The sequence below is a fragment of the Agromyces sp. Y182 genome, from assembly GCF_059445385.1.
The window spans coordinates 2,232,229-2,258,185 of sequence record NZ_JCAIUF010000001.1 but is presented as its reverse complement, the minus strand read 5'-3'; the positions used below and the strand labels follow the sequence as shown (position 1 = coordinate 2,258,185).

The window sequence follows — 25,957 nt, the reverse complement described above, 5'->3', positions numbered from 1 at the left end:
GAATGCCCCGCTCGACCCTCTTCCAGTCTGCCGATTCGACCCCGGTACTCGTACGCCGGTTCGTGCAGCTCTTCGTCGGGCTGTTCCTCTACGGCATCGCCATCGCACTCATCGTGCGCGGCGAGCTCGGCGTCGGCCCCTGGGACGTGCTGACGCAGGGCATCGCGAAGCACACCGGCGCCGGCTTCGGCCTCATCACCGTACTCATGAGCGGCGTGGTGCTGCTGCTCTGGATCCCGATCCGCCAGCGACTCGGGTTCGGCACCGTCATGAACGCCCTGCTCATCGGCCCGGCCGCCGACGTCGGCCTCTGGCTCATCCCTCCGGGGCTCGACCTCTGGGTGCGCGTGCTCCTGCTCCCCGCAGGCATCCTCCTGCTCGCCGTGGCGACCGGCCTCTACATCGGCGCGCACTTCGGCCCCGGCCCGCGCGACGGCCTGATGACGGGCCTGCATCGCGTCACCGGCTGGAAGATCTGGATCGTGCGCACCGGCATCGAGCTCGTCGTGCTCGCCGCCGGCTGGCTGCTCGGCGGCAACGTCGGCATCGGCACCGTCGCCTTCGCGGTGCTCATCGGTCCGCTCTGCGGGTACACCATCCCCCTGTTCGCGATCAAGCGCACGCCGCGCGCGCCGGTCGCATTGGGCTTCGAATGCGCGCCGGACGCGCCAGACACACCGAGCATCGAGCGAGCGGATGCCGCTGCGCCCGGGTCCCCCGCCACATCCGCGACATCCGCCGACGCCGCGGCATCCGCCACATCCGCCGACCCCGCGACATCCGCGACATCCTCCGCCTGACCGCGACCCTCGCCACCATGACCGCCACATCGACTCCCAGCAATTCAGGACGGCGATGGCGTGTCTCACGCGCAACCGTGGCGACACGCCGGGCGACACGCCTCCGCTCCTGAATTGCTGAAGCCGACCGGGCGCGGAGACCGCAGTCGCCCCCGAGGCCGGGACACCTCGGGGGCGACTGCACGAGCTCGCGCTCGCGCTACAGCTCGCGCTCGGCGTAGGCCGTCATCGCGTCGCGCACGAACTCGGCGCCGGCCTGGCCTCCGTAGTTCGCGCCGAAGCGCTCATCGGCCACGTACATCTCGGCGAGGCCGAGGAAGTACTCCTTGCTCGGGCCGGCACCGCCGCCACCCGGCGTACCGGACACGCCGCGCAGCCACTCGAACTGCCGCTGCGCGAGCGCCTGCGCCTCGTCGCCCGTGGGGTCTACGCCCCGCTCGAACGCCGAGATCCAGTCGCTGCTCAGCTGCAAGACGCGCTGCTGCCCCGCAGCCTTCTCTTCGGCGCTCAGCGACCGCCACCACGCGTCGCTCTTCGCGTACGCCTCCTTGCCCCAACGTTCCTCGACCTCCTCCTTGTACTGGGTGTGGTCGAATCCGTCGAACATGTTCTCTGCCATGAGTTGTTCACCTCCTTCCAATGCTCCGATGGTGTTCACGACCGACGCGATCTGCCGCGCCAGCCGCTGCTGCTCGCCGCGCAGCCACTCGAGGTGGCCGCGGAGCGCATGCGGGGCGCTCTCCTCGCGGTCGAGCACCTCGCCGATCGCCGGGAGTCCGATGCCGAGCTCGCGCAGCAGCAGGATGCGCTGCAGTCGCACGAGCGCGGCGTCGTCGTAGTAGCGGTATCCGTTCGAGCCGATGCGCGTCGGTGCGAGCAGCCCGATGTCGTCGTAGTGACGCAACGTGCGGCTCGTCGTGCCGGCGAGCTTCGCGATCTCCTGGATCGACCAGTCCACGGCGTGCTCCTCTCGTGATCGGCGGGGCGTCTGCCCCACGTCATCGACGATAAAGGTTGACGTTGCGTCAATGTCAAGCTGCGGCATCCGCTCGCCTCGGCGAACACTGGTCGACACAACGCGCGACTCGCGAATCGCGCACTTGCGAATCGTGCAATCGCGATATATCGTGTTTACGAACCACACGCGATATATCGCGATACGAACTTCGAGGGCAGCGGATGCCGCGGCATCCGACCTCGCGACAGGCCTCGGCGGCGGGGCAGCAACAGAAGGAGCACAGCATGTCCATCGAGAAATGGGTCATCAACCCGGGCGAGACCCGGATCATCGACCTCGAACTGGTTCGCAAGCTCAAGGTGAGTCTCATCGGCGGCAAGGTCGACGTGATCGCCCACGACGAGCCCGGCGCACGCATCGAGGTCTCGAACGTCACGGGCAAAGACCTCAAGATCGAGATCGACGGCGACTCGCTCGAGATCGACCACCCGCAATTGCGGTGGGACAACTTCATCGACGTCTTCAAGGGCTGGGCCGGCAACGCGAAGGCCGACGTGTCCATCCTCGCCCCGCGCCATGTGGTCATGAAGCTCGGCGTCGTCTCGGGCGACGCGCTCGTCTCGGGATTCACGACAGATGCCAAGCTCTCCACCGTCTCGGGCGACCTCGTGCTCGACAACCACGAGGGTGACGTCGAACTCTCGACGGTGTCGGGCGAGGTGTCCGCCGGCAACCATACCGGCCGCATCACCGCGCACTCGGTCTCGGGCGACGTCGTCGCCACCGGCGACGTGCGCTCGTTCAACGCCGACACGGTGTCGGGCAACATGATCCTCGATGCGTTCGGCACGCCCGACCGGGTCGACACGAACACCGTCTCGGGCAACCTGACCGTGCGCTTCGCGCCGGGCGCCGGGGCTCGCTACCGCATCAACACGGTCGGCGGCACGGTGCTGATCGACGATACGACCATCAGGGGCATGCTCGGCAAGGGCTTCGAGCGCATCACCGGCGAGCTGTCGGGCCGGTGGCTCGACCTCGGCGCGAACAGCGTCTCCGGGTCGATCTCCGTCATGCGCCGCGAGGCGAACAGCACGGCGACGGATGCCGCGGGCGCGAGCCACGGCGACGCGTCGAGCGCTTCGGGCTCGAGCGCTTCGGGCTCGAGCGACGACGAGGCATCCGCATGACCCCGCCCGTCTTCGCCCACGGCAGTCTGCGCCTCTACCTGTTGGCGCTGCTCGACGAGCAGCCGCGTCACGGCTACGAGCTGATCCAGGCGCTCTCCGATCGGTTCGGCGGCACCTACAGTCCGAGCGCCGGAACGATCTACCCGCGCCTCTCGAAGCTCGAGGAGGAGGGCCTCGTCTCGAAGTCGACCGACGGCCGCAAGACCGTCTACGAGATCACGGATGCCGGCCGAGCCGAACTCGAGGCACGCCGCGACGAGCTCGACGGCATCGAGAACGAGGTGACCGATTCCGTGCGACGCCTCGCCGACGGCGTGCGCGCCGAGGTCAACGATGCGATGCGATCGCTCCGAGCCGAACTGGCGAGCGCAGCCCGCGAGGCCAAGCGGTCGGCGACCAAGATGCCGGCATCGGCGGCGTCGGCCGGCAGCACGTCGACCACCGGTTGGGGCGGCGACGCCCGTGCCGAAACGGGCCGCGCGGTGCACGAAGCCGACCTCGTGCTGAGCGAGTTCCGGCAGCAGCTGCGCACCGACCTGCGCACGCACGCGAGTCGCGGTCGCGTCACGCCCGAGTCGGTCACGCTCCTCAAGGCGCGACTGGCGCAGGTGCGCGCCGACGTGCTGGCGACACTCACCGACCGCTGAGCCGGCATCCGCCGCTCAGTACCAGGTCATGCGGGACGGATGCCCCCGCTCCGTCCCGCATGTCAGTCGTGGGTTTGTCGGTCGTGCGTGCTTCGATGACGAAATGCCCGACATCGAACTGCGCGCCTGGTCCGAAGACGATCTCGAACTGCTGCACCGCGCGAACACGCCTGAGCTCATGGACCAGCTCGGCGGTCCCGAGAACGACGAGCAGGTGCTCGCACGTCACGAACGCTATCTCCGACTGCAGCGCGAGGGCACGGCCCACCAGTTCCGTGTCGTGATCCCGGGGCATCCCGACGGCGTCGGCATCGTCGGCTACTGGCAGCACGAGTGGCACGGCGAGCCCGCCCTCGAGAGCGGATGGTCGGTCGAGGCCGAGTACCGCGGCCAGGGCATCGCTCCTGCCGCGGTGATCGTGATGCTCCAGACGGCACGCGCCGATGGCGAGACTCTGCCGGTGCACGCGTACCCGCGCGTCGACAATCCTCCGTCGAACGTCGTCTGCCGCAAGGCGGGCTTCCGGCTGCTCGGCGAAGAGGAGTTCGAGGTGAAGCCCGGCCTCGTGCTGCACACCAACGACTGGGTCTTCGACCTCGGCCAGCCGCCTCAGGCCTAGCACGAAGCCGGGCGAGAGCGGATGCCGCGTCGCCCGCGGCATCCGCTCGCTTCGCTCAGGCGACGTCGCCAGACGAACCGGTGCCATCGGTGCCGGTCGAGTCCGTTCCCGACGATCCCGAGCCGTCTCCCGCGCCAGGACCGGCGCTCTTGCGCCTCGCGTTCACGATGACGGCGGCGATGAGTGCGAGAATTCCGAGTCCGCCGACGACGAAGCCGGCGATCGCCCACCCGTCGGGGCCGCTCGCGGCGGCGTCACTGTGCGCATCGTCGTGCGCGTCGCCGTCCTCGGCGTGCTCACCCTCACCCTCGTCATCGCCTGCTGCCGCGTCGTCGTGCGGCGGCTGCTCGGTCCAGGTGCCGGTCGCGTCGGCGCCGACCCCGAAGTCGATGGTTCCCTCGATGGGGTGCCCGTCACTCGACACGGCACGCCAGCGCACCTGATACTCGCCCTCGAGGTCGGCGGGAAGTGAGGCCGTGACGCGTGGCCCGGCGATGACGGGCTCGCCCACGGCGATCTCTTCGCCGTGGTGGTCGACCACGACGACGGCGGTGCCGACCTCGATGATGTCGTTCGAGAAGTCGAGCACGACCTCGTCGGGGACGGTATCGAGTACCTGCCCGGGCTCGGGGGTGGACCCGACGAGCTCGTCGTGGGCGAACGCCGGCGAGGCACCGGCGAGGGTGACGGTCGCCGCGACGGCGAGCGCGGCGGCGGCGAGCACGAGCGCCCGCAGTCGAGTGGTGCGGTCGCTCGAGCGGTCCGCGGTGGTTGCGATGGTCTTCACGCTTGGGAGTCCTTCTCCTCGTGTCCGGGAACGTGCGCGCGATCTCGGTCGCGCGCAGGGCCATCCGGATATGTCTTGAACCGCCGATCGGCGGGGGTGTTATGCGGAGGCGAGGAGGAGCGGCGGACCGCGAGACCCGAACGCGGCGTAACGGAGCCTCGAGCGAAGCCGCGGCGGAGCCGACACGATGGGTCGGCTCAGCGCCGGCGTCGACACGGCGACCGGCTGCGGCCGGGTGGTGAGCCTCAGTACGAATCGGCGGGCGGCGGCAGCGACCGCACGCCAGGCCGCCTGTTCGAAGGCGAGCAGGTACACGATGGTGAGGGCGGCAGCGACGGCGTGACCGGCGAACATCGCAGCATCAGTGTGAACGTGTGCGGCACCCGCGGCACCCGCGGCACCAACCGCGGCCGCGCCGTCGATGTACGCGACGGTCTGGTGGTGGCCGGTGCCGTCGATGACGAACGACCCGGCCGGCCGGCCGGCGCCAGCGCCGACGCCGAAGAGCAGATGGAACGTGCCCTGGCTCGCGATCACGGCCAGCGCGGTGCGCAGCGGCGTCGAACGGCGGCCGACGAGGGCGACGGATGCCGCGAGCGCGACGATGCCCGCGAGCACGAGCCCGACCCCGCCGGGCGCTTCAGCACCGGCGGCGGCGTGCGAGAACGCGGCGAGGAGCAAGGCCACCGCAGCGGTGGCGGAGCCCCGCGCGAGCTGCATCGCACGGTTCACGTCCGCTCCCGGGTGGCTCGAATGATCGAAGAGTCGTCACAACTCTACAAGGCGCGAACGGCGGCGACCGTGGGCGTGGTGCAGACCGCGTTCAGGTGCGGCGCGAGGCATCCGTGACCCTGCATCGATCGCCCTCTTGACACGGGCCGCCGCGGGTGTAGTCTCAACCGCCGTGACGAATGAGGCGGATACACCGCCGGCTGAATTGAAGTCGCCGAAGAACTGGATCATCGGCGACCCGCTCCCGACCGAGCATCTCGAGGGTCAGCTCCTCCCGAAGCGCTTCGCGCTGCCGATCTTCGCGAGCGACCCGCTCTCCTCTGTGGCGTACGCACCGCAAGAGCTCCTGATGATCCTCATGGTCGGCGGCCTCGCCTTCCTGAGCTTCGCACCGTGGGTCGCGCTCGCGGTCGTCGTGCTGCTCGTGACGGTCGTCGCGAGCTACCGGCAACTGATTCGCGCCTACCCGTCGGGCGGTGGCGACTACGAGGTGGCGCACAAGAATCTCGGCGAGAAGTCGGGTCTCGTCGTGGCATCCGCCCTGCTCGTCGACTACGTCATGACCGTCGTCGTCTCGGTCGCGTCGGGGGTCGACAACATCATCTCGGCGATCCCGGAGCTGAACCCGTTCCGGGTCGAACTCGCCGTCGTCTTCGTCATCATCCTCGCCGCCGTGAATCTCCGCGGCGTCAGCGAGTCGTCGAAGGCGTTCGCCGTGCCGACGTATCTCTTCATCGGCAGTGTGTTCATCATGGTCGTCATCGGCCTCACCCGCACCGTGCTCGGCGACCCGCCGGTGGCCGAGTCGGCGACCTTCGGTGTCGAGGCCACGTCGATGACGCAGGCGGGCGTCATCCTGCTGCTGCTCCGATCGTTCGCGAGCGGATGCTCCGCTCTCACGGGCGTCGAGGCGATCTCGAACGGCGTGCCCGCGTTCCGGTTCCCCAAGGTCAAGAACGCGCAGATGACGCTCGTGCTCATGGGTGGCATCGCGATCGTGCTCTTCGCGGGCCTCACCGCCGTCGCGCTCATCTCGCAAGTGCACTACGCCGAGGACCCGTGCGACCTGGTCGGCTGGGCGGAGTGCGCCACCGAGCCGCAACGCAGTCTCATCGCCCAGGTCGCGGCGTCGACGTTCGGCGACGGCACGGTGTTCTTCTACGTGATCCAGGCTGCGACGGCACTCGTGCTGCTGCTCGCGGCGAACACCGCGTTCAACGGCTTCCCGCTGCTGGGATCGGTGCTCGCCCGCGACCGCTACGCCCCGAAGTCGCTGTCGACCCGCGGCGACCGCCTCATCTACTCGAACGGTGTGGTGATACTCGCGCTCGCGGCATCCGTCATTCTGGTGATCTTCCAGGCGAACCTGACGGTCTTGATCCAGCTGTACATCATCGGCGTGTTCGTCTCGTTCACGCTCGGGCAGACCGGAATGGTTCGGCACTGGGTGCGAGAGCTTCGTCAGCGGCGGCATCCGGTCGGCTCGAAGTCGACGAGAGGGCGAGCGGATGCCTCGGGCTCCGGGCCGCTGACTCGCGGGGCGATCTGGCGTGCGCTCGTGATCAATGCGATCGGCGCCGTGATGACGGCGGTCGTGCTCATCGTCGTCACGATCACGAAGTTCACCCACGGCGCGTGGATCGTGTTCGTGCTGATGCCGATCCTGTTCTTCCTCATGATGGGCGTGAACCGCTACTACCGCGACGTCGAGAAAGAGATCGAGGTCGACCCGACCACGACCTTCGGCGCGACGGGCGACCATGCGATCGTGCTCGTCGGCCGCATGCAGAAGCCGACGTTGAAGGCGCTCGACTATGCGATCGCGGCCCGCCACGACTCGCTCGAGGCGGTGCATGTCTCCCTCGACGAGGAGGAGACGAAGCGCCTGAAGAAGGACTGGGTGAAGCAGAACATCCACGTGAAGCTGCGCATCCTGAGTTCGCCGTACCGCGACCTCAGCCACCCCCTCATCCACTACATCAAGTCGCGGCGCGAGGAGCACGGCTCCGAGGTCGTCACGGTGTACATGCCGCAGTACGTCGTCGGGCACTGGTGGGAGGGCATCCTGCACAATCACAAGGCGCGTCGCATCAGCCAGAAGCTGCTCCTGGTGCACGGTGTCACGGTCGCGCTCGTGCCGTGGCTGCTCGACTCCTCCGACCTGCTCTACGGTCGGCGCTCGCGCCCGCTGCCCGGACAGGATCGTCGTGGCGAGCCCGTGCGTCCGGTGCCGCGACGCCCGCTGTCCGAGTCGAATCGGAAGCGCGCTCGCTAGACATCGCGCATGACGACGGAATACACGGATGCCTCGATGCGCGAGTTCATCGACCGTGTCGCGCACCCGGTGCGGCGCCCCGCATCTGGGGCCCGTCGATCATCGGATACGGCTCGCACCACTCCACGTACGAGAGCGGCCGCGAGGCATTCCCGAGATGCCCGGGCAGTGCACCTAGAGCATCGCCATGATCTGGCGGGCGATCATGCGTCCAGCACGGTTCGCGCCGATCGTGGAGGCCTGCGGACCGTAGCCCGCCAGGAAGATCCGCGGGTCGCTCCACGCAGCGCCCTGGCCCACCGTGACGCCGCCGGCCTTCTCGCGGAGCTTCAGCGGTGAGAGGTGGCGCAGGTCGGGCCGGAACCCGGTCGCCCAGATGATGACGTCGGCGCGGGCCATGCCCGACTCGTCACCCTCCCAGACGACCCGGTCGCCCTCGATGCGGTCGAACACGGGTCGCGCGACGAGCAGGCCGCGCTCGATGCCCGCGGCGATGCGCCGGCTCCGGGGCACGCCGGTGCCGCTGACGATCGACGGCAGCGCACGACCCGAGCGCGCGGCCTCGTCTTGCATGGCCACGGCGGCGGATGCCCCTTCGAGGTCGAGCTCTTGGCGATCGAGCCAGTCGATCGGTCGGCGCGAGACCCACGTGAGCCCTGCCGCGACATTCTCGAGTTCGAGCATGAAGCCGATGGCGGAGGTGCCGCCGCCGACCACGACGACGTGCTTGTCGCGGAAGTCTTCGGCCTCGGTGTAATCCGAGGTATGCAGGTGCCGCCCGGCGAACTCGGTCATGCCGGGGTAGTACGGCACGAACGGCGAACCCCACGTGCCGGTGGCGTTCACGAGGAACTGCGTCGCGAGTTGATGCTGCGGCGCCGACGGGGCCTCGGGCTCTTCGAAGGTCTTGCGCCGCCGCCCGAAGAGACCGCGTGCGGCCTTCTGCTCTTCGAGGGCGAGGGGCTGCGGGGTGAGGTCTTCATATCGCACGAGCAGGTCGACGCCGTCGTTGGAGACCTGCCGTACATTCATGGGCCGTCGCACCCTGAGGTCGAAGTGCTCTTCGAACCGCCCGTAGTAGTCGGCGACGACGTCTTTCGCGGGCAGATTGCGGTCGGCAGTGTCGAAGCTGAGACCGAGTTCGGCCATGCCGGGCAGGTCGTTCACCCGGTGCGCGGTTCCGAGCCTGAGCGATGACCACCGGTGCTGCCACGCCCCGCCCGCGCCGGGCGCGCGGTCGAGCATCACGAAATCCTGATCGGCAACGAGCTCGAAGCGCCGCAGGTAGAACGCGACGGACAAGCCGGCCTGCCCTGCGCCGATCACTACGATCTTCACGCGTTCAGGGCTCGTCATCACCTGACAATCTCAGCACGGGTTGCTGTGTGCTCGCAGCACACGCGGCGAACGCCGGCATCCGACCGGCAGCACGCCTGTGGAGGACGCCGAGCGCCCCCGACTCCGGTGCTAAACTGGCGGCCGGACGAATTCATTTATCAGATGAGCGCCGGGTGAAGAACACATCCCACCCGGCCAGATGTCGTAAGGGGGTCACGCATGGGGCGCGGCCGTCAGAAAGCCAAGCACACCAAGGTCGCTCGGGAGTTGAAGTATTTCAGCCCGAACACCGACTACAACGCGCTTGAGCGCGAGCTCACCAGCTCGCCGCATGACGATTACACCGAAGAAGCGGCGAAGTGGGCGGATTACTCCGCCGACGACGACGACACTTACGTCGCGGGCGATGAACAGCGCGCCTAGCGGGCGCTGTCTTCACCGACCTTCCCTCACGGTCTTCATCACACCGGCCTGAGGTCGGCCCTCGACGGTTCTCACCGTGGACGGTGACGCCGTTTCGCGTGCGTGTGTGGCGATCCATCCGCGCCATGTCGACGTCGCTCGACGGCGCGTCATGACCGACTCGATGCACTCGACCGCTCAGGAGGCGCCGCGCCACCCGGCCGCCGTCTCGACGAAGCGCTCGAGTTCGGCGAGTGAGCCCGTCGAGTTGATCGCGCGCAGCACGATCTCGTCGACCGCGGCGTCATAGGCGGAGAGACCCGCCGCGTCGGTGATCGTCGCGTCGATCGCGCGGATGCCGAGGCGGGCGAAGTTCGCGGCGTACGAGGGAACGGTCTCGTAACGCTCGGCCTCGACTTCGAGCGCCGGGCGCGCATCGGCGTCGGTGATCGTGCGCACGTAGAGCACACTGCTCACCTTCCGCGATCGGGCCGCGGTGCGGAGCTCGCGCGTCGCGTCGGCGGCCGCCACTGGGGTGAGCCAGTTGAGGACGACCCCGTCGGCCTGCTCGGCGGCGAGCCGCCGCATGCGTGGGCCGAGCGCGCCCACCATGATCGAGACGTCACTCGTTTCGCGAAGCGAGGCGATGCCCTGCTCGACGAGCGCGAGCGAACGGGCCGCTCCCCCGGAGCCGACGCCGATCACCGTGCGCTCAGCGGGGAGCCCGGCGAAGTCGAGCGAGTCGACGGGCCGCCGGTCGAGCGGGATCACCCCCGTCGCGAGCCGGAGCGAGTCGGTGACGCCGGCTGCGACACGCAGCCCGGCGAGCGAGTCGCCGCCGGGGATGTCGTTGAGCCACAGCGCCGAGAACCCGAGCCGCTCGATGCGCGGCGCCAGCGCCCGCACGATCGACGGGTCGGTGGTGCCGATGAGTCCGATCGAGACCTGCGTGCGCATGATTTGGTCGACCCCGGTCAGCTCGCGTAGGAGCCGACGAGCCGCACGGCGCCGCCGTCGACGCCCTTGGCGCCCTGCTCGAAGCCCGTGAGATCTCGGTCGCCGATCGTCACGGTGCCCGCCTGCCAGGCCGGCAGGCCGAGGGCGCCGAGTGCCGAGATGACGGATGTCGCGGCATCCGCTCGCACGACGGCGAAGAAGCCGATGCCGAGGTTCCAAGTGCCTTCGGTCGACTCGAGCGTGGTGCCCGCGAGCTCGTTGAGCACGCGGAACACGGGGGCGGGCGACCACGTCGACCGGTCGAGCTCGACCCACGAGCCGAGGGGCAGCACGCGCGCGAGGTTCGCGGCGATGCCGCCGCCGGTCACGTGCGAGAGCGAGTGCACGGCGTCGCCGTGCCGGCCGGCGAGCAACTCGACGAGCGGGCCGGAGTAGAGGCGGGTGGGTTCGAGCAGGGCCTCGCCCCACGCCGTGCCCAGTTCAGCAGAGGCATCCGTGTACCCGAGGCCCGCGCCCGACAGGATGTGCCGCACGAGCGAGAAGCCGTTGGAGTGCAGGCCGCTCGAGGCGATCGCGAGCACGACGTCACCCGACTCGACGCGCTCGGCGCCGAGCATCTTGTCGGCCTCGACCACGCCGACCGCCGCGCCGGCGACGTCGTAGTCGTCTTCGCCCATGAGCCCGGGGTGTTCGGCGGTCTCGCCGCCGACGAGTGCGGTGCCCGTCTCGGCGCACGCCAAGGCGATGCCCGTGACGATCGAGGCGATGCGCGCGGGTACGACCTTGCCGCACGCGATGTAGTCGGTCATGAAGAGCGGCTTCGCGCCGACCACGACGATGTCGTCGACGACCATGCCCACGAGGTCTTGCCCGATGGTGTCGTGCTTGTCGAGCGCCTGAGCGATCGCGATCTTCGTGCCGACACCGTCGGTCGAGGTTGCGAGCAGCGGCCGCGCGTAGTCTTTCGCGAACGAGAGGTCGAAGAGCCCCGCGAAACCGCCGAAGCCGCCGACCACGTTCGGCCCGTGTGTGGCGGACACCGCCTCTTTCATGAGTTCGACGGCGAGATCCCCCGCGCGCGTGTCGACTCCGGCAGCAGCATAGGACGAGTTCGAGGTCACCCGTCAAGCGTACCCGCGCGTCGCGCGCCGAACCGTGCCGTTCCCGCTCAGGCGGACTAAAATACAGCCATGCAGCCGGAAGGCACGCCGTCGTGGGTGATCCGTGAGAATGCGAGTCGCCCGGTGCTCCTCGCCCTCTATCTGCGTGAGGTGCTCTCGATCGCCTCGCCCGTCGAGCTGCCGCGACTGCGCGACGTGGGCGCCGTCGGCAACCGCCTCGAGATCGACCAGCACGACCTGCTCGAGCGCCAATGGCGTGCCTGGTGGGCGATGACGGTCGAGCCCGAGGCGCATCCGTCGCCCGTGCCACTCGAACTCGTCGAAGAGTTCGAGACGGACGTCGCGCTGCCGCTCTCCGAGGCCGAGGTGCTCGCCGCCGCGATCGTGCCGCACGCCGAGGCCGCACGGGCCTGGGCCGACTGGGCGCACGAGGGCTACCGCACGGCGTCGGCCTCTCGCCGCGGAGATTCGTACCGCGCCTACGCCGGCACGATCGCCGAGCACGAGCGGGAGGTCGGTCGCCGCGCCCACTCCTTCGAGCTGAACGTCGAGGTCGTCCCCTTCGCGGCGGCCGGCGTCTGGTGGATCGGTGCGATGACCGTCGCGGTCACCGATTCGCTGCGGTCGGATGCCTCGGCGTTCGACGATGCCATGCACCCGATCATCGCCGAGCTCGCGTGACGCACCGCACTTTCAGGGCGAACCGAGAAGTCGCAGATGGCGAGTTCACCGTGCGGTAACCCACCATCTGCGACTTCTCGAGGCCGTGCACGCGCGTGCCAGACTCGGTGGCATGAGCATCTGGTTCGGCGAGCCCTCACTCGAGTGGGCGAACTCGCGCGATGACACGCTGATCCGCGCGCTCGGCATCGAGATGACCGAGACCACCGATCACTCCCTCAAGGGGCGCATGCCGGTCGACCACCGCACCCGTCAGCCCGGCGGGGTGCTGCACGGCGGGGCATCCGTCGCCCTCGCAGAGACGCTCGCGAGCTGGGGCTCGACGCTCACCGTCGACCCCGCGAAGTTCTACTGCGTCGGCATGGAGATCAACGCGAACCACGTGCGCCCGGTCGCCGAAGGCTGGGTCTACGGCGAGGCGACGCCCCTCACGCGCGGTCGTACGACCCAGGTCTGGGAGATCAAGATCACGGATGCCGCGGGCAAGCTCGTGTGCATCTCACGGTGCACGATGGCCGTGCTCGCGAAGCCGACGGAGTACTGATTCCACCCTTCGACGGACTCGGGGAACGGGCGAGTGTGCTCAGCTGAGCGGAGGTCGCCGTTCAGGCAGCTCACACGCGCGCGTGTGCGAGGATTGAGGCGTCCTGCTCGGACAATTCCCCCACCTTCGAGGAGCCATCGCTCGCATGTGCGGCATCGTCGGAATCGTCTCCACTGAACCGGCCAATCAGCAGATCTACGACAGCCTGCTGCTCCTGCAGCACCGTGGCCAGGATTCGACGGGCATCGCGACCGCTGAAGGCCCCGTGTTCCACATGGCGAAGGCCCGCGGGCAAGTGCGCGAGGCGTTCCGCACGCGCGACATGCGCTCGCTCATCGGCAACATCGGGCTCGGGCACGTGCGGTACACGACGAAGGGTGCCGCCGAGCGCGAAGAGGAGGCGCAGCCCTTCTACGTCAATGCGCCGTACGGCATCATCCTCGTGCACAACGGCAACCTCACGAACACCCGTGAGCTGTCGGAAGACCTCTTCCGCATCGACCGCCGTCACGTGAACTCGACGAGCGACACCGAGATGCTGCTCAACGTGCTCGCCACAGAGCTGCAGGGCCGGATCACCGGGCTCGACCTCGACCCCGACCAGGTCTTCACGGCCGTCGAGCAGGTGCACGAGCGCGTCGAGGGCTCCTACGCCGTCATCGCGCTGATCGCCGGTTACGGGCTGCTCGCGTTCCGCGACCCGTTCGGTATCCGCCCCCTCATCCTCGGCCGTCGCACCGCCGACAACGGGCGCGACGAGTGGATCGTGGCTTCGGAATCGCTCGTGCTCGAGTCGGGCGGCTACGAGATCGTGCGCGACGTGCACCCCGGCGAGGCGATCTTCATCGGCCTCGACGGCCAGATGATCTCGCGTCAGTGCGCGAAGAACGCGGTGCTCGTGCCCTGCTCATTCGAGTACGTCTACCTCGCGCGGCCCGACTCGATCATGAACGGCATCTCGGTCTACGAGGCGCGCCTGCGCATGGGCGACCGGCTCGCGACGACGATCGAGACGCACATGAGCAAGGGTGATATCGACGTCGTCATGCCGATCCCCGACTCGTCGCGGCCCGCCGCGATGCAGGTCGCGCAGAAGCTCGGCATCGAGTACCGCGAGGGCTTCTACAAGAACCGCTACGTCGGCCGCACGTTCATCATGCCCGGCCAGGCGGAGCGCAAGCGCTCGGTGCGCCAGAAACTCAACGCCATGGGCACCGAGTTCAAGGGCAAGAACATCCTCATCGTCGACGACTCGATCGTGCGCGGCACGACCTCGAAAGAGATCGTCGAGATGGCTCGCGCGGCCGGCGCCAACAAGGTGACCTTCACCTCGGCCGCTCCGCCGGTTCGCTTCCCGCACGTCTACGGCATCAACATGCCGAGCCGGCAGGAGCTCATCGCCTACGACCGCAAGATCCCCGAGATCGCCACCGAGCTGAGTGCCGACCACATGATCTACCAAGAGGTCGGCGACCTCCAGGCCGCGATCACCGACGGCACGTCGATCGAACGGCTCGACCTCTCGTGCTTCACGGGCGAGTACGTCACCGGCACGGTCACCGAGGAGTACCTCGGCTGGGTGGAGCGCACGCAGCTCAGTTGACGGCTTCAATTCGAGGCTGACGGATGCCGCGGCATCCGTCACTCTTCGCTACTGGTCGACGGGGTGGATCGTCTCGTGCTCGACGGCAACGGCCTTCGCCCGGTGCGCGGTCGCCCGGTCGATGACGAGCGCGACGCCTGCACCGAGCGCGACGCCGATCGTGGCGCAGACCAGCAGCAGGAAGCCGAACACCTGGCCCTTGTCGAACTCCGCGTTGTCGGGGAAGGCGATCGTGAGGATGAGCGCGACGACGACGCCGACCAGTGCACCCAGTGCGATGAACCGCGGGTAGCGCGGTGCACGTCGCACCGTGACCGTGTCGCGCGTGACGTCGGTCTCGACCGGCTCGGCCGAGATCGCATCCGCACCCGGCTCGGTGCGGTGCTCGGCGGATTCGGGGGCGTTCGAGGGATCGGTCACCCCTCCATTGTCCCGCACCCGCGCGTGTCCCGCACCCGCGCGTGTCCCGCACCCGCGCGTGTCCCGCACCCGCGCTTCGACGGCGACGGGAGGGGCATGCGCCGAGCACCTCAGCGCACGATCGGCAGCACCTCGGTGAGGTCGGCACGCTGGCCCGAGGCGTGCACGCGCCCGGTCGCCCGGGCATCGGTCCACGAGAGCGTGCCCGTCGCGAGGGCGAGCCACGTCGAGGCATCCGTTTCGACGACGTTCGGCGGAGTGCCGCGCGTGTGCTTCGGACCCTCGATGCACTGCACCGCACCGAACGGCGGCACCCGCACCTCGACGGTGCCGCCGGGCGCCTGCTCGGCGAGCAGCTGCAGCGAGTAGCGCACCGCGAGCGCGAGGGTCGAACGGTCGACGGATGCGGACGCCTCCGCACCCCCGGCCGTCACCGTCTGCACAACCGTCACCGCCGCCCGCCCGATGTCGTCGCCGATCCTCACCCGTGCCATGCCTCCATCATCCCGCACGGAGTTTCGCCGGGCTCCCCGAGCAACGGGTAACCTGAACCGGTGAGAATCCTGGTCCTCGGCTCGGGCGCGCGCGAGCACGCCATCATCCTCGCGCTCCTCGACGAGGAGGCCGGTCACGAGATCATCGCGGCGCCGGGCAACGCGGGCATCGCGGCATCCCCCACCTCGTCGGCGCGCGGCAGCGTGACCACGATCGCGCTTGACCCGACCGACCCCGGGCTCGTCACCGACTACGCCCTCGACAACGACATCGAGTTCGTCGTCATCGGCCCCGAGGCGCCGCTCGTCGCGGGCGTCGCCGACGCATTGCGCACCCGCGGCATCGCCGTGTTCGGGCCCGGCAAGGCGGCGGCCGCTCTCGAGGGATCGAAGACCTTCGCCAAGCGCGTCATGGAGGCGGCCGACGTTCCAACCGGCCGGGCGAACCTCGCCGAAACGCTCGACGACGTCCAGGCGACACTCGACGAGTTCGGCGCCCCGTACGTCGTGAAGGCCGACGGGCTCGCCGCCGGAAAGGGTGTGCTCGTCACCGACGACCGCGCGGCCGCCGTCGCGCATGCGGCTCATTACCTGCAGCAGGGCCCCGTGCTCATCGAGGAGTTCCTCGATGGTCAAGAGGTCTCGCTCTTCCTCCTCTCCGACGGCACCAACGTGTTGCCGCTTTCGCCCGCACAGGACTACAAGCGTCTGCGCGACGGCGACGCCGGCCCCAACACCGGCGGCATGGGCGCGTACTCGCCGCTGCCGTGGCTCGACGACGCCGACGACGGCCGCGGCGGCCGCTTCGGCAGCGAGCACGCCTTCGTCGACGAGGTCATCGAGACGATCGCGCTGCCCACCGTGCGCCAGCTCGCCGCCGAGCAGACGCCGTTCATCGGGCTGCTCTACGCGGGGCTCATCCTCACCTCGCGCGGCATCCGCGTGATCGAGTTCAACGCCCGCTTCGGCGACCCCGAGACGCAGGTCGTGCTGCCGCGCCTCGACACGCCGCTCTCGGGCCTGCTCTACGCCGCCGCGACGGGCGGACTCGGCTCACTGCCCCGTCCGGTCTTCCGAGCGGATGCCGCGGTGACGGTCGTGCTCGCGAGCGAGGGGTACCCCGAGGCCCCCGAGACCGGGCGCCCGATCGAGGGCATCGAGGCCGCGGCATCCGTGCCCGGAGTGCACCTCGCGCACGCGGCGACCGCGATCGGTGCCGCGACCGACAGCGGCGCTGGCAGCGGCGCCGGCACTGGCGCTGGCGCTATTGCCGCCGAATTGCCGCTCATCGCCACCGGGGGCCGCGTGCTCAACGTCGTGGCCGTCGGCAACGGTTTCGCCGAGGCGCGCCGTCGCGCATACGAGGCGCTCGGTCACCTGCGCCTCGAGGGCGGCCAGTACCGCACCGACATCGCGGCTCGCGTCGCCGAGTAGCTCAGCGCACTTTCGCGCACATCCGGTCCACCACTGCTAGGTGACGCTCGTAAACTGGAGCGGTGACCGAATCGCAGGAGCACCCCGGCTGGACCCACGTCTACTCGGGCAAGGTGCGCGACCTGTACGTGCCGACCAAGGTGCTCGACGATGACGACACCTGGACGGGCGATCCGCTGAGCCTCTCGCCCGTGGTGCTCGTGGTCGCGACCGACCGCATCAGCGCCCTCGACCGGGTGCTCTCGCCCGCGATCCCGGGCAAGGGCGCGATGCTCACGAGCCTCACGCACTGGTGGTTCGATCAGCTGCCCGAAGTGCCGAACCATCGCGCGTACCCTCTCGACGATCGGCTCCAGACGCTCGAACTGCCCGAGGTTCCGGTCGAACTCGCCGAGCGGGCGACGCTGTGCCGCACGCTCGACATGTTCCCCGTCGAGTGCGTCGTGCGCGGCTACCTCACCGGCTCGGGTTTCAAGGAGTACCAGGCGACGGGTGCGATCGGCGGCTTCCCGCTGCCCGAAGGTCTCCAGAACGGCGATCGTCTGCCCGAGCCGATCTACACTCCCGCGTGGAAGGCGCCGCTGGGCGAGCACGACGTGAACATCTCGTACGAGCGCACCGTCGAGCTCGTCGGCGACGTCGTGGCAGCACAATTGCGTTCGCTGTCACTCGAGATCTTCGCCCGTGCGTCGGTGATCGCCGAGGTGCGCGGCCTCATCCTCGCCGACACGAAGTTCGAGTTCGGCGCCGATCGCGCCACCGGCATCGTGACCCTCGGCGACGAGGTGCTCACGAGCGATTCGAGCCGCTACTGGGATGCCGCGACGTACGCCAGCGCCGCGACCCCCGAGCTGCGCATGGCGAGCTTCGACAAGCAGCCCGTGCGTGACTGGCTCGCCGCCAACTGGGACGAGACCGTCTCGGAGCAGCCCCCGACGCTCCCCCACGAGATCGTCGAGCAGACCGCCGCGCGCTACCGCGAACTGCTCGAGCGCTTGACGTCGGCGTGACCCCTGGAGCCTGACCGCACGGGTCACGCGGGGCGGCGCCAGCGCAGCACGTAGCGGTAGTAAATGCCACGGCGCACGCGGACACCTGGGTCGCCGCAGCCGATGTCGAGCACCGACCCACGGTGCCGGCCGGCGATGCGCTCGAGCAGCGGGTGATACGCGGTGTTGTGATTCCAGTAGCTCTCTGGCATCCATGAATTCTGCCCGAAGGTGCCATGGCCATCTTGGGCTGCACCATCGGCTGTCGAATTGACGCCCGCCGGTTCGTCGCTCCCTTGAGGGTGCCGCTTCGGGCATCGAGGAGGCGGTATGTCCACGTTCGAGCAACTCAACGATGCGGTCGCGATCGACACGGTCGCGATCGACGCGATCGCCGTGCGCTGGGTCGTCACGCAGCGCGCTGCCGCGATCCGTTCGCGCGACTCGGAGTATCTGGCCTCCCGATACACCGACGACGCCGTGACGTTCGGCGTCGCTCCGCCGATTGTCGCTCGCGGCGGTGAAGCGCCCCACGTCGCCTGGCTGCACCTCTGGTTCACCCGGTTCCGTGGTCGCCTCGGCTACGAGGTGCGCGATCTCACCGTGAGCGTCGCGGGCGAGACCGCATTCTGCGTCAGCCACGACGAGTTCACGGCGCGCGCACGTGGCCTGCGCCGAGAGCGCGCGCGCTTCACGACGACGCTCGGACTGCGACGTGTGAACAAAACCTGGCGCGTCGCCACCGAGCACCTTCGCATCGAGCAGGATGCCGGGCGCCCGTCGGGCAGGACCGGACGCAGGCGCGCATGAGTGCGGCGTCGCCACGGCAGGGTCGGCCGGCGCGTATGGAATACGTGCGAAGCGGCATCCGTTATCATTAGTTGTGACTACAACCAATGGCCGACGCGGCGGAACCGGCCTCCTCGCCGCCGACACCGGCATGGGCGCCGTGACGCTGCGCGTCGGCGACCTCGACGCCATGATCCGCTATTACCGCGACGGCGTCACCCTCGAGCTGCTCAGCCACGACGGCCCGGTCGCCGTACTCGGACGCGGCGCCACGCCGATCGTGATCCTCGAGCACGCCCCCGAGCTGAAGCACGCGAGCCCCCGCGACGCCGGCCTCTTCCACACCGCGATCGTCTTCGACACGCGCGAGGCACTCGCCACCGCGATCTACGCCGTCGCCTCGAAGTACCCGGGCAACTTCACCGGCAGCGCCGACCACCTCGTGAGTGAGGCGTTCTACTTCACCGACCCCGAGGGCAACGGCGTCGAACTCTACTTCGACCGCGACCGCTCGCAGTGGAGCTGGGTCCATGGCACCGTCGAGATGGCAACCCTGCACCTCGACCCGAACGAGTATCTGCGCGAACACCTCACCCAAGGCGGGGCGGATGCCGCGGCATCCGGCACCGGCATCGGCGCCGCCGTCGTGGGCCATGTGCACCTTTCGGTCGGCGACGTTGCGAGCGCGCGCGAGTTCTACGTCGAGCGACTCGGCTTCGAGACAACGGCGAGCATGGGCGACCAGGCGCTGTTCGTCTCGGCCGGCGGCTACCACCACCACATGGCGATGAACACGTGGAACAGCCGGGGTGCCGGCCGCCGCAGTCTCGCCCTCGGACTCGGCAAGGTCGAGATCCTGGTGCCGAGCGCCGACGACCTCGGCGCACTCAGCGAGCGGATGTCGCACGCTCGAGTCGCCACCCGCGACGACGGCCGCACGCTCGCGTTCGACGACCCGTGGGCGAACCTCGTCGAGGTTCGCGCCGCCGACTGAGTCGCGCTCACCTGCGCCTTCCAGCCTGCCCCATCCCCACCCGGCCTCCTCACCCGTGGCCCTGCGCCCCAATCCACGGGCCTGCAGTAATTCAGGCGCAGTAATTCAGGAACCCAGGCGCAGTAATTCAGGTCGGGAGCAGTGTCGGAACGCCAGTGCCGGCCGACACGCCGCGAACGCGGCGCGCGACGCGCCTCCCGACCTGAATTGCTGGCGGGGCGAGGTGGGGTGGGACGAAGTGGGGTGGGGTGAGGCGGCCGAGGTAGGCGAGGTAGGGGCGGCGGGGTGGATCGGGCGAGGTAAGTCGGGCGAGGTGGATCGGGCGAGGTAAGTCGGGCGAAGCAGGGGCGGGTTGGCGCACGGCGGGAGAGTTGCGGACGACGTGTGAGTGAGTGTACAGTCACTCATATGGCAATCAAGCTCTCCACCGCAGAGGAACGACGACCGCTCGTGATCGCCGCCGCAATCGCCGCGTTCGCCCGCTCGGGCTACCGCGGCACCACGGTCGCCGATGTCGCCGCCGAGGCGCGCATCTCTTCGGCGTACGTCTTCAAGCTCTTCCCGGGCAAGGAGCAGCTCTTCGTCGGCGCGCTCGAGGCTTGCTTCGACCGGGTCTTCGAGTCGCTCTCACGCGGCGCCGAGACGGCGGCGGTGCAGACCCCCGACGGCGTGCTCGACTCGATGGGCGGCGCCTACGCCGAGCTCATCGCCGACCGAGACCTTCTCATGCTGCAGGTGCACGCGCAATCGGCAGCCGAGGTGCCCGAGATCGGCGCTGCGCTGCGCCGCGGATACCAGCGCGTCACCGAGTTCGCGTCGACACGGTCGGGGGCGACGGATGCCGCGGTGCAGCAGTTCATCGCATTCGGCCAGCTCTGCCACCTCGTGGTGACCCTCGGCATCGACGAGTCGACCGAGCACTGGGCGGCAGCACTGGCCGCCGGCATCCGGCACCCGAGCTTCGCGCCCGGCTCCGTCACCCCAGATTCACCAGCTACACCAGACTCCCCAGCCACGCCAGGGACCCAAGTCACCCCAGACTCGCTCGTACCGTGAGCGTCGCCCACCCCGAAGGACCCGCCCTGCACAAGAGGACGTACTGCAATGACGTCCGAACGTGTCATGCGCCGGGTCGCCCCGATCGCACTCCTACTCCTCGACCTGGCCATGTTCCCCGCCTGGTCGTAGACCCCATGTTCCCCGCCTGGTCGTAGACCCCCGGACGCCCACTCGACGTGGGCTCGCCTTTTGCCCTCAGTAGTGATTGATCATTCACTCACAGATTGGAATCTCATGACCACCACGAATCCCGCACTTCACACCGAGGCCCGGTCGCAGCAACTCGCTGCGGTCTCGGCTCCGGTCGTCCCTTCCCAAGCCGGCCCCGCCGGGCCCGCACCCGATCGCGCTTCGCGCCGCTGGTGGGCGCTCGGCGCACTCGCGCTCGCCCAGTTCCTCGTCGTGCTCGACGCATCGATCGTGAACATCGCGATCCCGAGCCTCGGCGCCGACCTCGGACTCGACCAGGGCGCCCTCGCGTGGATCATCACGGCCTACGTATTGCCGTTCGGCAGTCTGCTGCTGCTCGGCGGGCGGCTCGCCGATCGCTTCGGCCACCGCAACGTGTTCCTGATCGGCACGATCGGGTTCGTCGCGGCATCCGTCGCCGCCGGCCTCACGACCGACGGCACGTGGCTGCTCGCGGCGAGGGCCTTGCAAGGCGCATCAGCCGCACTGCTCGCACCGGCATCACTCGCGCTCGTCACTCGGCTCTTCACGACCACGGCCGATCGCGCAAAGGCGCTCGGCATCTGGGGCGCCGTCGCCGGGGCCGGCAGCGCCGCCGGAGTACTCGCCGGCGGCCTGCTGACCGGGGCATTCGGCTGGGAAGCGGTCTTCTTCGTGAACGCGCCCATCGGGGCGATCGTGCTCGCATCGACACCGTTCCTCGTCGCCCGCGATCGGCTTGGCGCGGCGACCACGCTCGACCTTCCGGGTGCGGCCACCGTCACCGCCGGCCTCGTCGCCCTCGTCGCAGGCCTCTCCAATGCCGAAGCGCTCGGCTTCGGGCATCCGCTGGTCATCGCCCTGCTCGGTGCAGGTGCAGCTCTGCTCGTGGCCTTCGTCGCCATCGAGCACCGCACGGCCTCCCCCCTCCTGCCGCTCGAGCTCTTCCGCAACCGCGCGGTGACGGCCGGCAATATCGTCATCGTGCTCGTCGGAGGCGCGATGGTCGCGCTGTTCTTCGCGCTCTCCGTGTTCCTGCAGGAGCAGCTCGGCTTCGACGCCCTCGCTGCCGGCCTCTCGCAGCTGCCACTCGCCGGCGCCCTCGTCGTGGTCGCCGGTACGGTGCCGCCGCTCGTCTCGCGCTTGGGCATCCGGCCCGTGCTGACGACCTCGCTGCTCACGCTCGCAGGCGGGCTCGGCTGGCTGGCCGAAGCGCCCGTCGAGGCGGAATTCCTCGTGCACGTGCTCGGCCCGAGCCTCCTCATCGGCGTGGGCCTCGGTGGAGCGTTCGTCACCGCGACCCAGCTCGCGGTCGACGGGGTGGACGGCGGTGAATCGGGGGTCGCCGGCGGCCTCGTCAACACGAGCCAGCAGATCGGCGGTGCGCTCGGACTCGCGGTGCTCGCCTCGGTGAGCGGCGCCGTCTCCGCCGGGCTCGCCGAGTCCGGGGCGAGCGTCGAGGTTGCGGCGGCCGGCGGATTCCGCGCGGTGTTCATCGGCGCAGGCATCGCCGCCGTGTTCGCGGCAGCGGCCGCGGTCGGCATCCGCCGTCGAGCGGCGCGCTGACCGCAGCATCCGCACCCCAGCCCTTCACCCTTCACCCCCACGCACCACGCACCACGCACCACGCACCACGCACCACCCTCCACGCACCACCCACCACCTCGCAGCAATTCAGGTCGGGAGTCGTGTCACGAGACGCGATCACGGCGTGTCGGGCATCCACCGCCCCACGACATGCCTCCCGACCTGAATTGCTGCAGTGCTCGAGTGGCACGATGACGGGGCGCGCAGCGTCAGCTCGGCGCGGGAGTCGGCCCCTTCGCGTGCGACATGTCGTGGAAGGCGTCGAAATCCTGGCCAGGCACGGGCATCGGCGTCGTACCCGGTCGCGCGCGGAGACCGTCGAGCACGATCGTGAGCTGCCGACGCCAGAACGGCAGGTATTCGCTACCGTACTGTCCGAGCGAGCCGAGCATGTCGACGAGCACGCTGAGATCGACCGCCGTGACATCGGCACGGAGTGATCCCTCGGCCTGCGCCCGCGCCACGAGTCCGTCGATCACCGGCTCGAACTCGGCGCCGGGACGGTATGAGGGATCGAGCTCGGCGACCCGTCGCATGATGGCCGGCAGGAACGGCGAATCGGCGACCCAGGCGCCGAGGCGCTCGACGTAGAGCTCAACGGATCGCCAGGCGGTCTCGGCACCGAGGATCTCGGGAGCGAGGTCGTGCAATTCGCCCACGGCGTCGTCGTAGAGCTCCCTCACGAGTGCGTCGCGGTTCGGAAAGTGGCGATACACCGTGCCCGCGCCGACGCCCGCGCGAACCGCGAGTTCGTCGAGTGGAGCGTCGATACCGCGTTCCGCGAAGAGTCGTCGCGCCTCGCCGAGCAGTCGTTCGTGGTTGTATCGCGCATCACGACGGGACGAGGTCGACGAACTCACCGCTTCACTGTACGCGCGACGATCGAGTATGATTCGGAGAGTCGTCTCCGTTTACCCGAAAAAAGGTGGCGACGTTCCCTCTAGGGGAGAGGGAGTTCGGCGCGGCGGGCAACGAGCCGGTTCATCCGGGACGGGGGCGCCCGCCGCGTCGTTCCCGAGCAGGCGGAGCCCGGCGCGGCCGGGCGGAGGTCAGCGGGCGACGGCCGCCGCGAACCAGCCGGCGATCGTCGCAGGATGCGTGATCGCTGTGCCGACGACGACCGCGAACGCACCGGCGTCGACGCACGCCGGCCTGCGCCGGCGCATGCACGCGCCCCACAGCGATGACGGGCACGCCGAGCCGAGCAGCGAGTTCGGCGAGCACCTCGAGGTCCGGCTCATCCGTCATCGCCCGTTCCCCGGTGTAGCCGCACAGGGTGGTGCCCGGATGCCCCGTGGCTAGGCTGGAGCCGTGACTGAACACGAGAGCGCGGTCGACGGGGTCGAAGCGAACACGCGCACGATCGAGGCATCCGTCGTCACCGACTTCAGTGATCGCATGAGTTACGGCGGGTACCTCGACCTGCCCACGCTGCTCGCCGCGCAGCGGCCGATCTCGCGGCCCGAGCACCACGACGAGCTGCTGTTCATCATCCAGCACCAGACCACCGAGCTGTGGCTCAAGCTCGTGCTGCACGAGCTCGAGACCGCGCGCGACCTGCTGCGCGCCGACGAACTCGCCCCCGCGCTGAAGTGCGTCGCGCGCGTCAAGCACATCCAGAAGACGTTGACCGAGCAGTGGTCGGTGCTCGCGACGCTCACCCCGACCGAGTACGCGCAGTTCCGCGGCGTGCTCGGCAACGCGAGCGGCTTCCAGTCGTACCAGTACCGCGCGGTCGAGTTCGTGCTCGGCAACAAGAACGCGAAGATGATGCAGGTCTTCGAGTCGGATGCCACGGCGAGCGCGACCCTCAGACACGCCCTCGACTCCCCGAGCCTCTACGACGAGTTCCTCCGCCTCCTCGCCCGGGCCGGCTACCCGGTGCCGGCATCGATCCTCGAGCGCGACGTGACGCAGGCGTGGACCTTCGCCCCTGAACTCGTACCCGTCTTCGCGACGATCTACGCGAATACCGATGAGCACTGGGCCGCATATGAGACGTGCGAAGAGCTCGTCGACCTCGAGGACAACTTCCAACTCTGGCGGTTCCGCCACCTGAAGACCGTCGAGCGCATCATCGGCAACAAGACCGGCACCGGCGGGTCGAGCGGCGCGTCCTTCCTGCGCCGCGCCCTCGACCTCACCTTCTTCCCCGAGTTGTACGCCGTGCGCACCGAGATTCCGGGCTGAGGATGTCGCCCACTCACGCGTTCCCTGCTTCCGGGGGTGGATTCCGGCCACCAGAGCGCGAGCAGGCCGCCGATTTGGCGAGAAGTGACCCCCGCAACGCGAAACTCGGGCTCGGGCCGCTCGCCCGACCCGCGCGCCGTTCCCTCGGCGGTGGCGGCGAGCAGGCCGGCGAGACCGGCACAATGCTGCCGCCGCTCATCGACCATCACGTGCACCTCGAAATGGTGCAACCCGAGGCCGCGGTGACGGGCGGCATCGCGGCGGTCGTCGATCTGGGGGCGAACCCGGCCGTCATCGCCGCGCTCGCGGCCCGCGACGGATTACCGCACGTGCACCACGCCGGTGCGTTCCTCACCGCACCGGGCGGGTACCCGAGCGATCGGGACTGGCTGCTCCCCGGGAGCCTGCGCGAGGTGCCACTCGTCGGTGACATCCGCGCCCCGTATCGCGGCGAGCTCTCGACCGCGATCGAGACGATCGTCGAAGAGCAGCGGGCGTTCGGAGCATCGCTCGTGAAACTCGTGATGAACTCCGATGCGGGGCCGGTGTTCGATCCGGCGACGCTCGATGCGATCGTGCGGGCGGCGCGCGTGGCCGGGCTCCTCGTCGCGGTGCACGCCGAAGGTGCCGGAATGGCCGAACGTGCGATCGACGCCGGCGCCGACGTACTCGTGCACACGCCGTGGACCGAAGGGCTTCCGAGCGAGCTCGTGCTGCAGGCGGCATCCGCTGGCCAGATCTGGATCTCGACCCTCGACATCCACGGTCGCGGTGAGGTGACACCCGACCTGCGGCGAGCCGTCGACAACCTCAGCAGGTTCCGTTCGGCCGGCGGGCGAGTGCTCTACGGCACCGATCTCGGCAACGGCGTGCTGCCCGACGGGGTGAACTCCGGCGAGCTCGCCGCGCTCGTGAGCGCCGGCCTCACGGCACCCGACATCCTGACCGCCATCACCGACCCCTGGCCGGCCGCCGACGCGCCGCATTCGCTCGAGGGCATCGCGACCTTCGTGCCCGGCCCGGCGCCGGCGACCCTCGACGAGCTGCCCGGCTGGCTCGCGAGCGCCCGGATCTCACCCATCGAAGACCTCGAGCCCCTCGACGGCCGCCCCGCCCGCGACCCCGCCCGCACCGACCACCTGGAGCCCCGGTGACCCACGACCCGCATCTCGCCTTCGC

27 protein-coding genes and 1 pseudogene are annotated in these 25,957 nt (G+C 69.4%); 17 read left to right on the top strand and 11 right to left on the bottom strand.

What is annotated here, in order from left to right; translation table 11 throughout:
* The first annotated feature begins 2 nt into the window (after positions 1–2).
* The gene (gene yczE / locus AC1C2R_RS10540) at positions 3–800 is read left to right on the top strand and encodes a membrane protein YczE (protein WP_495379860.1); all 798 of its coding nucleotides are present in this window, start codon (positions 3–5) and stop codon (positions 798–800) included.
* 199 nt (positions 801–999) lie between these two features.
* On the opposite strand, the gene AC1C2R_RS10535 is transcribed toward yczE, so the two are convergent.
* A complete protein-coding gene (locus tag AC1C2R_RS10535) occupies positions 1,000–1,758 on the bottom strand; it encodes a MerR family transcriptional regulator (RefSeq protein ID WP_495379859.1) in 759 nt (252 codons plus the stop codon).
* A 284-nt stretch (positions 1,759–2,042) separates the two neighbouring features.
* Between AC1C2R_RS10535 and AC1C2R_RS10530 the strand changes: the two genes are divergently transcribed.
* The 3 genes from AC1C2R_RS10530 to AC1C2R_RS10520 all read left to right on the top strand — a co-directional run bounded on the left by AC1C2R_RS10530 (position 2,043) and on the right by AC1C2R_RS10520 (position 4,214).
* Positions 2,043–2,948 (top strand): DUF4097 family beta strand repeat-containing protein, encoded by a 906-nt coding sequence (locus tag AC1C2R_RS10530; protein ID WP_495352425.1) that lies wholly within the window; start codon positions 2,043–2,045, stop codon positions 2,946–2,948.
* Positions 2,945–3,595 carry a PadR family transcriptional regulator gene (locus AC1C2R_RS10525; protein ID WP_495352424.1) on the top strand — a complete coding sequence of 217 codons (651 nt, stop codon included), beginning with the start codon at positions 2,945–2,947 and terminating at the stop codon, positions 3,593–3,595. The genes AC1C2R_RS10530 and AC1C2R_RS10525 overlap by 4 nt, the downstream gene beginning before the upstream one ends.
* A gap of 103 nt (positions 3,596–3,698) precedes the next feature.
* On the top strand, positions 3,699–4,214 hold the full coding sequence (locus AC1C2R_RS10520) for a GNAT family N-acetyltransferase (protein WP_495352423.1): 516 nt from the start codon (positions 3,699–3,701) through the stop codon (positions 4,212–4,214).
* 55 nt (positions 4,215–4,269) lie between these two features.
* Here AC1C2R_RS10520 and AC1C2R_RS10515 read toward each other — a convergent pair whose 3' ends face one another.
* Positions 4,270–5,001, bottom strand: a complete 732-nt coding sequence (locus AC1C2R_RS10515) for a copper resistance CopC family protein (RefSeq protein WP_495379858.1) — start codon at positions 4,999–5,001, stop codon at positions 4,270–4,272.
* Positions 5,002–5,100: 99 nt separating this feature from the next.
* Positions 5,101–5,733, bottom strand: coding sequence for a hypothetical protein (locus tag AC1C2R_RS10510; protein WP_495352421.1), 633 nt, complete (start codon positions 5,731–5,733; stop codon positions 5,101–5,103).
* A 172-nt stretch (positions 5,734–5,905) separates the two neighbouring features.
* Here AC1C2R_RS10510 and AC1C2R_RS10505 point away from each other — a divergent pair, with 172 nt between their 5' ends.
* A complete protein-coding gene (locus AC1C2R_RS10505) occupies positions 5,906–8,008 on the top strand; it encodes an APC family permease (protein WP_495379857.1) in 2,103 nt (700 codons plus the stop codon).
* A gap of 174 nt (positions 8,009–8,182) precedes the next feature.
* Here the strand turns inward: AC1C2R_RS10505 and AC1C2R_RS10500 are convergent, their stop codons facing one another.
* Positions 8,183–9,364 (bottom strand): NAD(P)-binding domain-containing protein, encoded by a 1,182-nt coding sequence (locus AC1C2R_RS10500; protein ID WP_495352419.1) that lies wholly within the window; start codon positions 9,362–9,364, stop codon positions 8,183–8,185.
* Between the two features lie 201 nt (positions 9,365–9,565).
* On the opposite strand from AC1C2R_RS10500, the gene AC1C2R_RS10495 reads away from it, so the two are divergent.
* A complete protein-coding gene (locus AC1C2R_RS10495) occupies positions 9,566–9,769 on the top strand; it encodes a DUF3073 domain-containing protein (RefSeq protein ID WP_495352418.1) in 204 nt (67 codons plus the stop codon).
* A gap of 177 nt (positions 9,770–9,946) precedes the next feature.
* Here the strand turns inward: AC1C2R_RS10495 and AC1C2R_RS10490 are convergent, their stop codons facing one another.
* Together AC1C2R_RS10490 and purM are read right to left on the bottom strand one after the other, a co-directional pair.
* Entirely contained in the window at positions 9,947–10,705 is a 759-nt protein-coding gene (locus AC1C2R_RS10490; protein WP_495352417.1) for an LLM class oxidoreductase, read from the bottom strand.
* 17 nt (positions 10,706–10,722) lie between these two features.
* Complete coding sequence (gene purM, locus AC1C2R_RS10485; RefSeq protein WP_495379856.1) at positions 10,723–11,826, bottom strand: phosphoribosylformylglycinamidine cyclo-ligase; 1,104 nt, start codon at positions 11,824–11,826, stop codon at positions 10,723–10,725.
* Positions 11,827–11,895: 69 nt separating this feature from the next.
* Here purM and AC1C2R_RS10480 point away from each other — a divergent pair, with 69 nt between their 5' ends.
* The 3 genes from AC1C2R_RS10480 (at position 11,896) to purF (ending at position 14,654) form a co-directional block, all read left to right on the top strand.
* Positions 11,896–12,507, top strand: a complete 612-nt coding sequence (locus AC1C2R_RS10480) for a zinc-binding alcohol dehydrogenase (protein ID WP_495379855.1) — start codon at positions 11,896–11,898, stop codon at positions 12,505–12,507.
* Positions 12,508–12,619: 112 nt separating this feature from the next.
* Complete coding sequence (locus AC1C2R_RS10475; RefSeq protein WP_495352414.1) at positions 12,620–13,051, top strand: hotdog fold thioesterase; 432 nt, start codon at positions 12,620–12,622, stop codon at positions 13,049–13,051.
* A 145-nt stretch (positions 13,052–13,196) separates the two neighbouring features.
* Positions 13,197–14,654 carry an amidophosphoribosyltransferase gene (gene purF / locus AC1C2R_RS10470; RefSeq protein WP_495379854.1) on the top strand — a complete coding sequence of 486 codons (1,458 nt, stop codon included), beginning with the start codon at positions 13,197–13,199 and terminating at the stop codon, positions 14,652–14,654.
* 48 nt (positions 14,655–14,702) lie between these two features.
* Here the strand turns inward: purF and AC1C2R_RS10465 are convergent, their stop codons facing one another.
* Together AC1C2R_RS10465 and AC1C2R_RS10460 are read right to left on the bottom strand one after the other, a co-directional pair.
* Entirely contained in the window at positions 14,703–15,074 is a 372-nt protein-coding gene (locus tag AC1C2R_RS10465) for a hypothetical protein (protein ID WP_495352412.1), read from the bottom strand.
* Positions 15,075–15,184: 110 nt separating this feature from the next.
* Positions 15,185–15,568, bottom strand: coding sequence for a sterol carrier family protein (locus tag AC1C2R_RS10460; RefSeq protein ID WP_495352411.1), 384 nt, complete (start codon positions 15,566–15,568; stop codon positions 15,185–15,187).
* A gap of 60 nt (positions 15,569–15,628) precedes the next feature.
* Here AC1C2R_RS10460 and purD point away from each other — a divergent pair, with 60 nt between their 5' ends.
* Both purD and AC1C2R_RS10450 read left to right on the top strand, forming a co-directional pair.
* Positions 15,629–17,002, top strand: a complete 1,374-nt coding sequence (gene purD / locus AC1C2R_RS10455) for a phosphoribosylamine--glycine ligase (protein WP_495379853.1) — start codon at positions 15,629–15,631, stop codon at positions 17,000–17,002.
* 62 nt (positions 17,003–17,064) lie between these two features.
* The gene (locus tag AC1C2R_RS10450) at positions 17,065–18,012 is read left to right on the top strand and encodes a phosphoribosylaminoimidazolesuccinocarboxamide synthase (RefSeq protein WP_495352409.1); all 948 of its coding nucleotides are present in this window, start codon (positions 17,065–17,067) and stop codon (positions 18,010–18,012) included.
* A 23-nt stretch (positions 18,013–18,035) separates the two neighbouring features.
* On the opposite strand, the gene AC1C2R_RS10445 is transcribed toward AC1C2R_RS10450, so the two are convergent.
* Entirely contained in the window at positions 18,036–18,203 is a 168-nt protein-coding gene (locus AC1C2R_RS10445) for a hypothetical protein (protein ID WP_495379852.1), read from the bottom strand.
* Between the two features lie 118 nt (positions 18,204–18,321).
* On the opposite strand from AC1C2R_RS10445, the gene AC1C2R_RS10440 reads away from it, so the two are divergent.
* From AC1C2R_RS10440 to AC1C2R_RS10425, 4 genes are all read left to right on the top strand, one after another.
* Positions 18,322–18,801, top strand: a complete 480-nt coding sequence (locus tag AC1C2R_RS10440; RefSeq protein ID WP_495352407.1) for a YybH family protein — start codon at positions 18,322–18,324, stop codon at positions 18,799–18,801.
* A 130-nt stretch (positions 18,802–18,931) separates the two neighbouring features.
* Complete coding sequence (locus AC1C2R_RS10435; RefSeq protein WP_495380398.1) at positions 18,932–19,774, top strand: VOC family protein; 843 nt, start codon at positions 18,932–18,934, stop codon at positions 19,772–19,774.
* A gap of 408 nt (positions 19,775–20,182) precedes the next feature.
* A complete protein-coding gene (locus tag AC1C2R_RS10430; RefSeq protein WP_495379851.1) occupies positions 20,183–20,830 on the top strand; it encodes a TetR/AcrR family transcriptional regulator in 648 nt (215 codons plus the stop codon).
* 237 nt (positions 20,831–21,067) lie between these two features.
* A complete protein-coding gene (locus AC1C2R_RS10425; RefSeq protein ID WP_495379850.1) occupies positions 21,068–22,567 on the top strand; it encodes an MFS transporter in 1,500 nt (499 codons plus the stop codon).
* A 230-nt stretch (positions 22,568–22,797) separates the two neighbouring features.
* Here the strand turns inward: AC1C2R_RS10425 and AC1C2R_RS10420 are convergent, their stop codons facing one another.
* The gene (locus tag AC1C2R_RS10420; RefSeq protein WP_495352404.1) at positions 22,798–23,448 is read right to left on the bottom strand and encodes a TetR/AcrR family transcriptional regulator; all 651 of its coding nucleotides are present in this window, start codon (positions 23,446–23,448) and stop codon (positions 22,798–22,800) included.
* A 189-nt stretch (positions 23,449–23,637) separates the two neighbouring features.
* A pseudogene (locus AC1C2R_RS10415) lies at positions 23,638–23,872 on the bottom strand (N-acetylmannosamine-6-phosphate 2-epimerase); the annotation flags it as partial.
* 27 nt (positions 23,873–23,899) lie between these two features.
* Here AC1C2R_RS10415 and kynA point away from each other — a divergent pair.
* Positions 23,900–24,778 (top strand): tryptophan 2,3-dioxygenase, encoded by an 879-nt coding sequence (kynA, locus tag AC1C2R_RS10410; protein WP_495352403.1) that lies wholly within the window; start codon positions 23,900–23,902, stop codon positions 24,776–24,778.
* A gap of 74 nt (positions 24,779–24,852) precedes the next feature.
* Positions 24,853–25,932, top strand: a complete 1,080-nt coding sequence (locus AC1C2R_RS10405) for an amidohydrolase family protein (RefSeq protein ID WP_495379849.1) — start codon at positions 24,853–24,855, stop codon at positions 25,930–25,932.
* Positions 25,933–25,957: the final 25 nt, after the last annotated feature.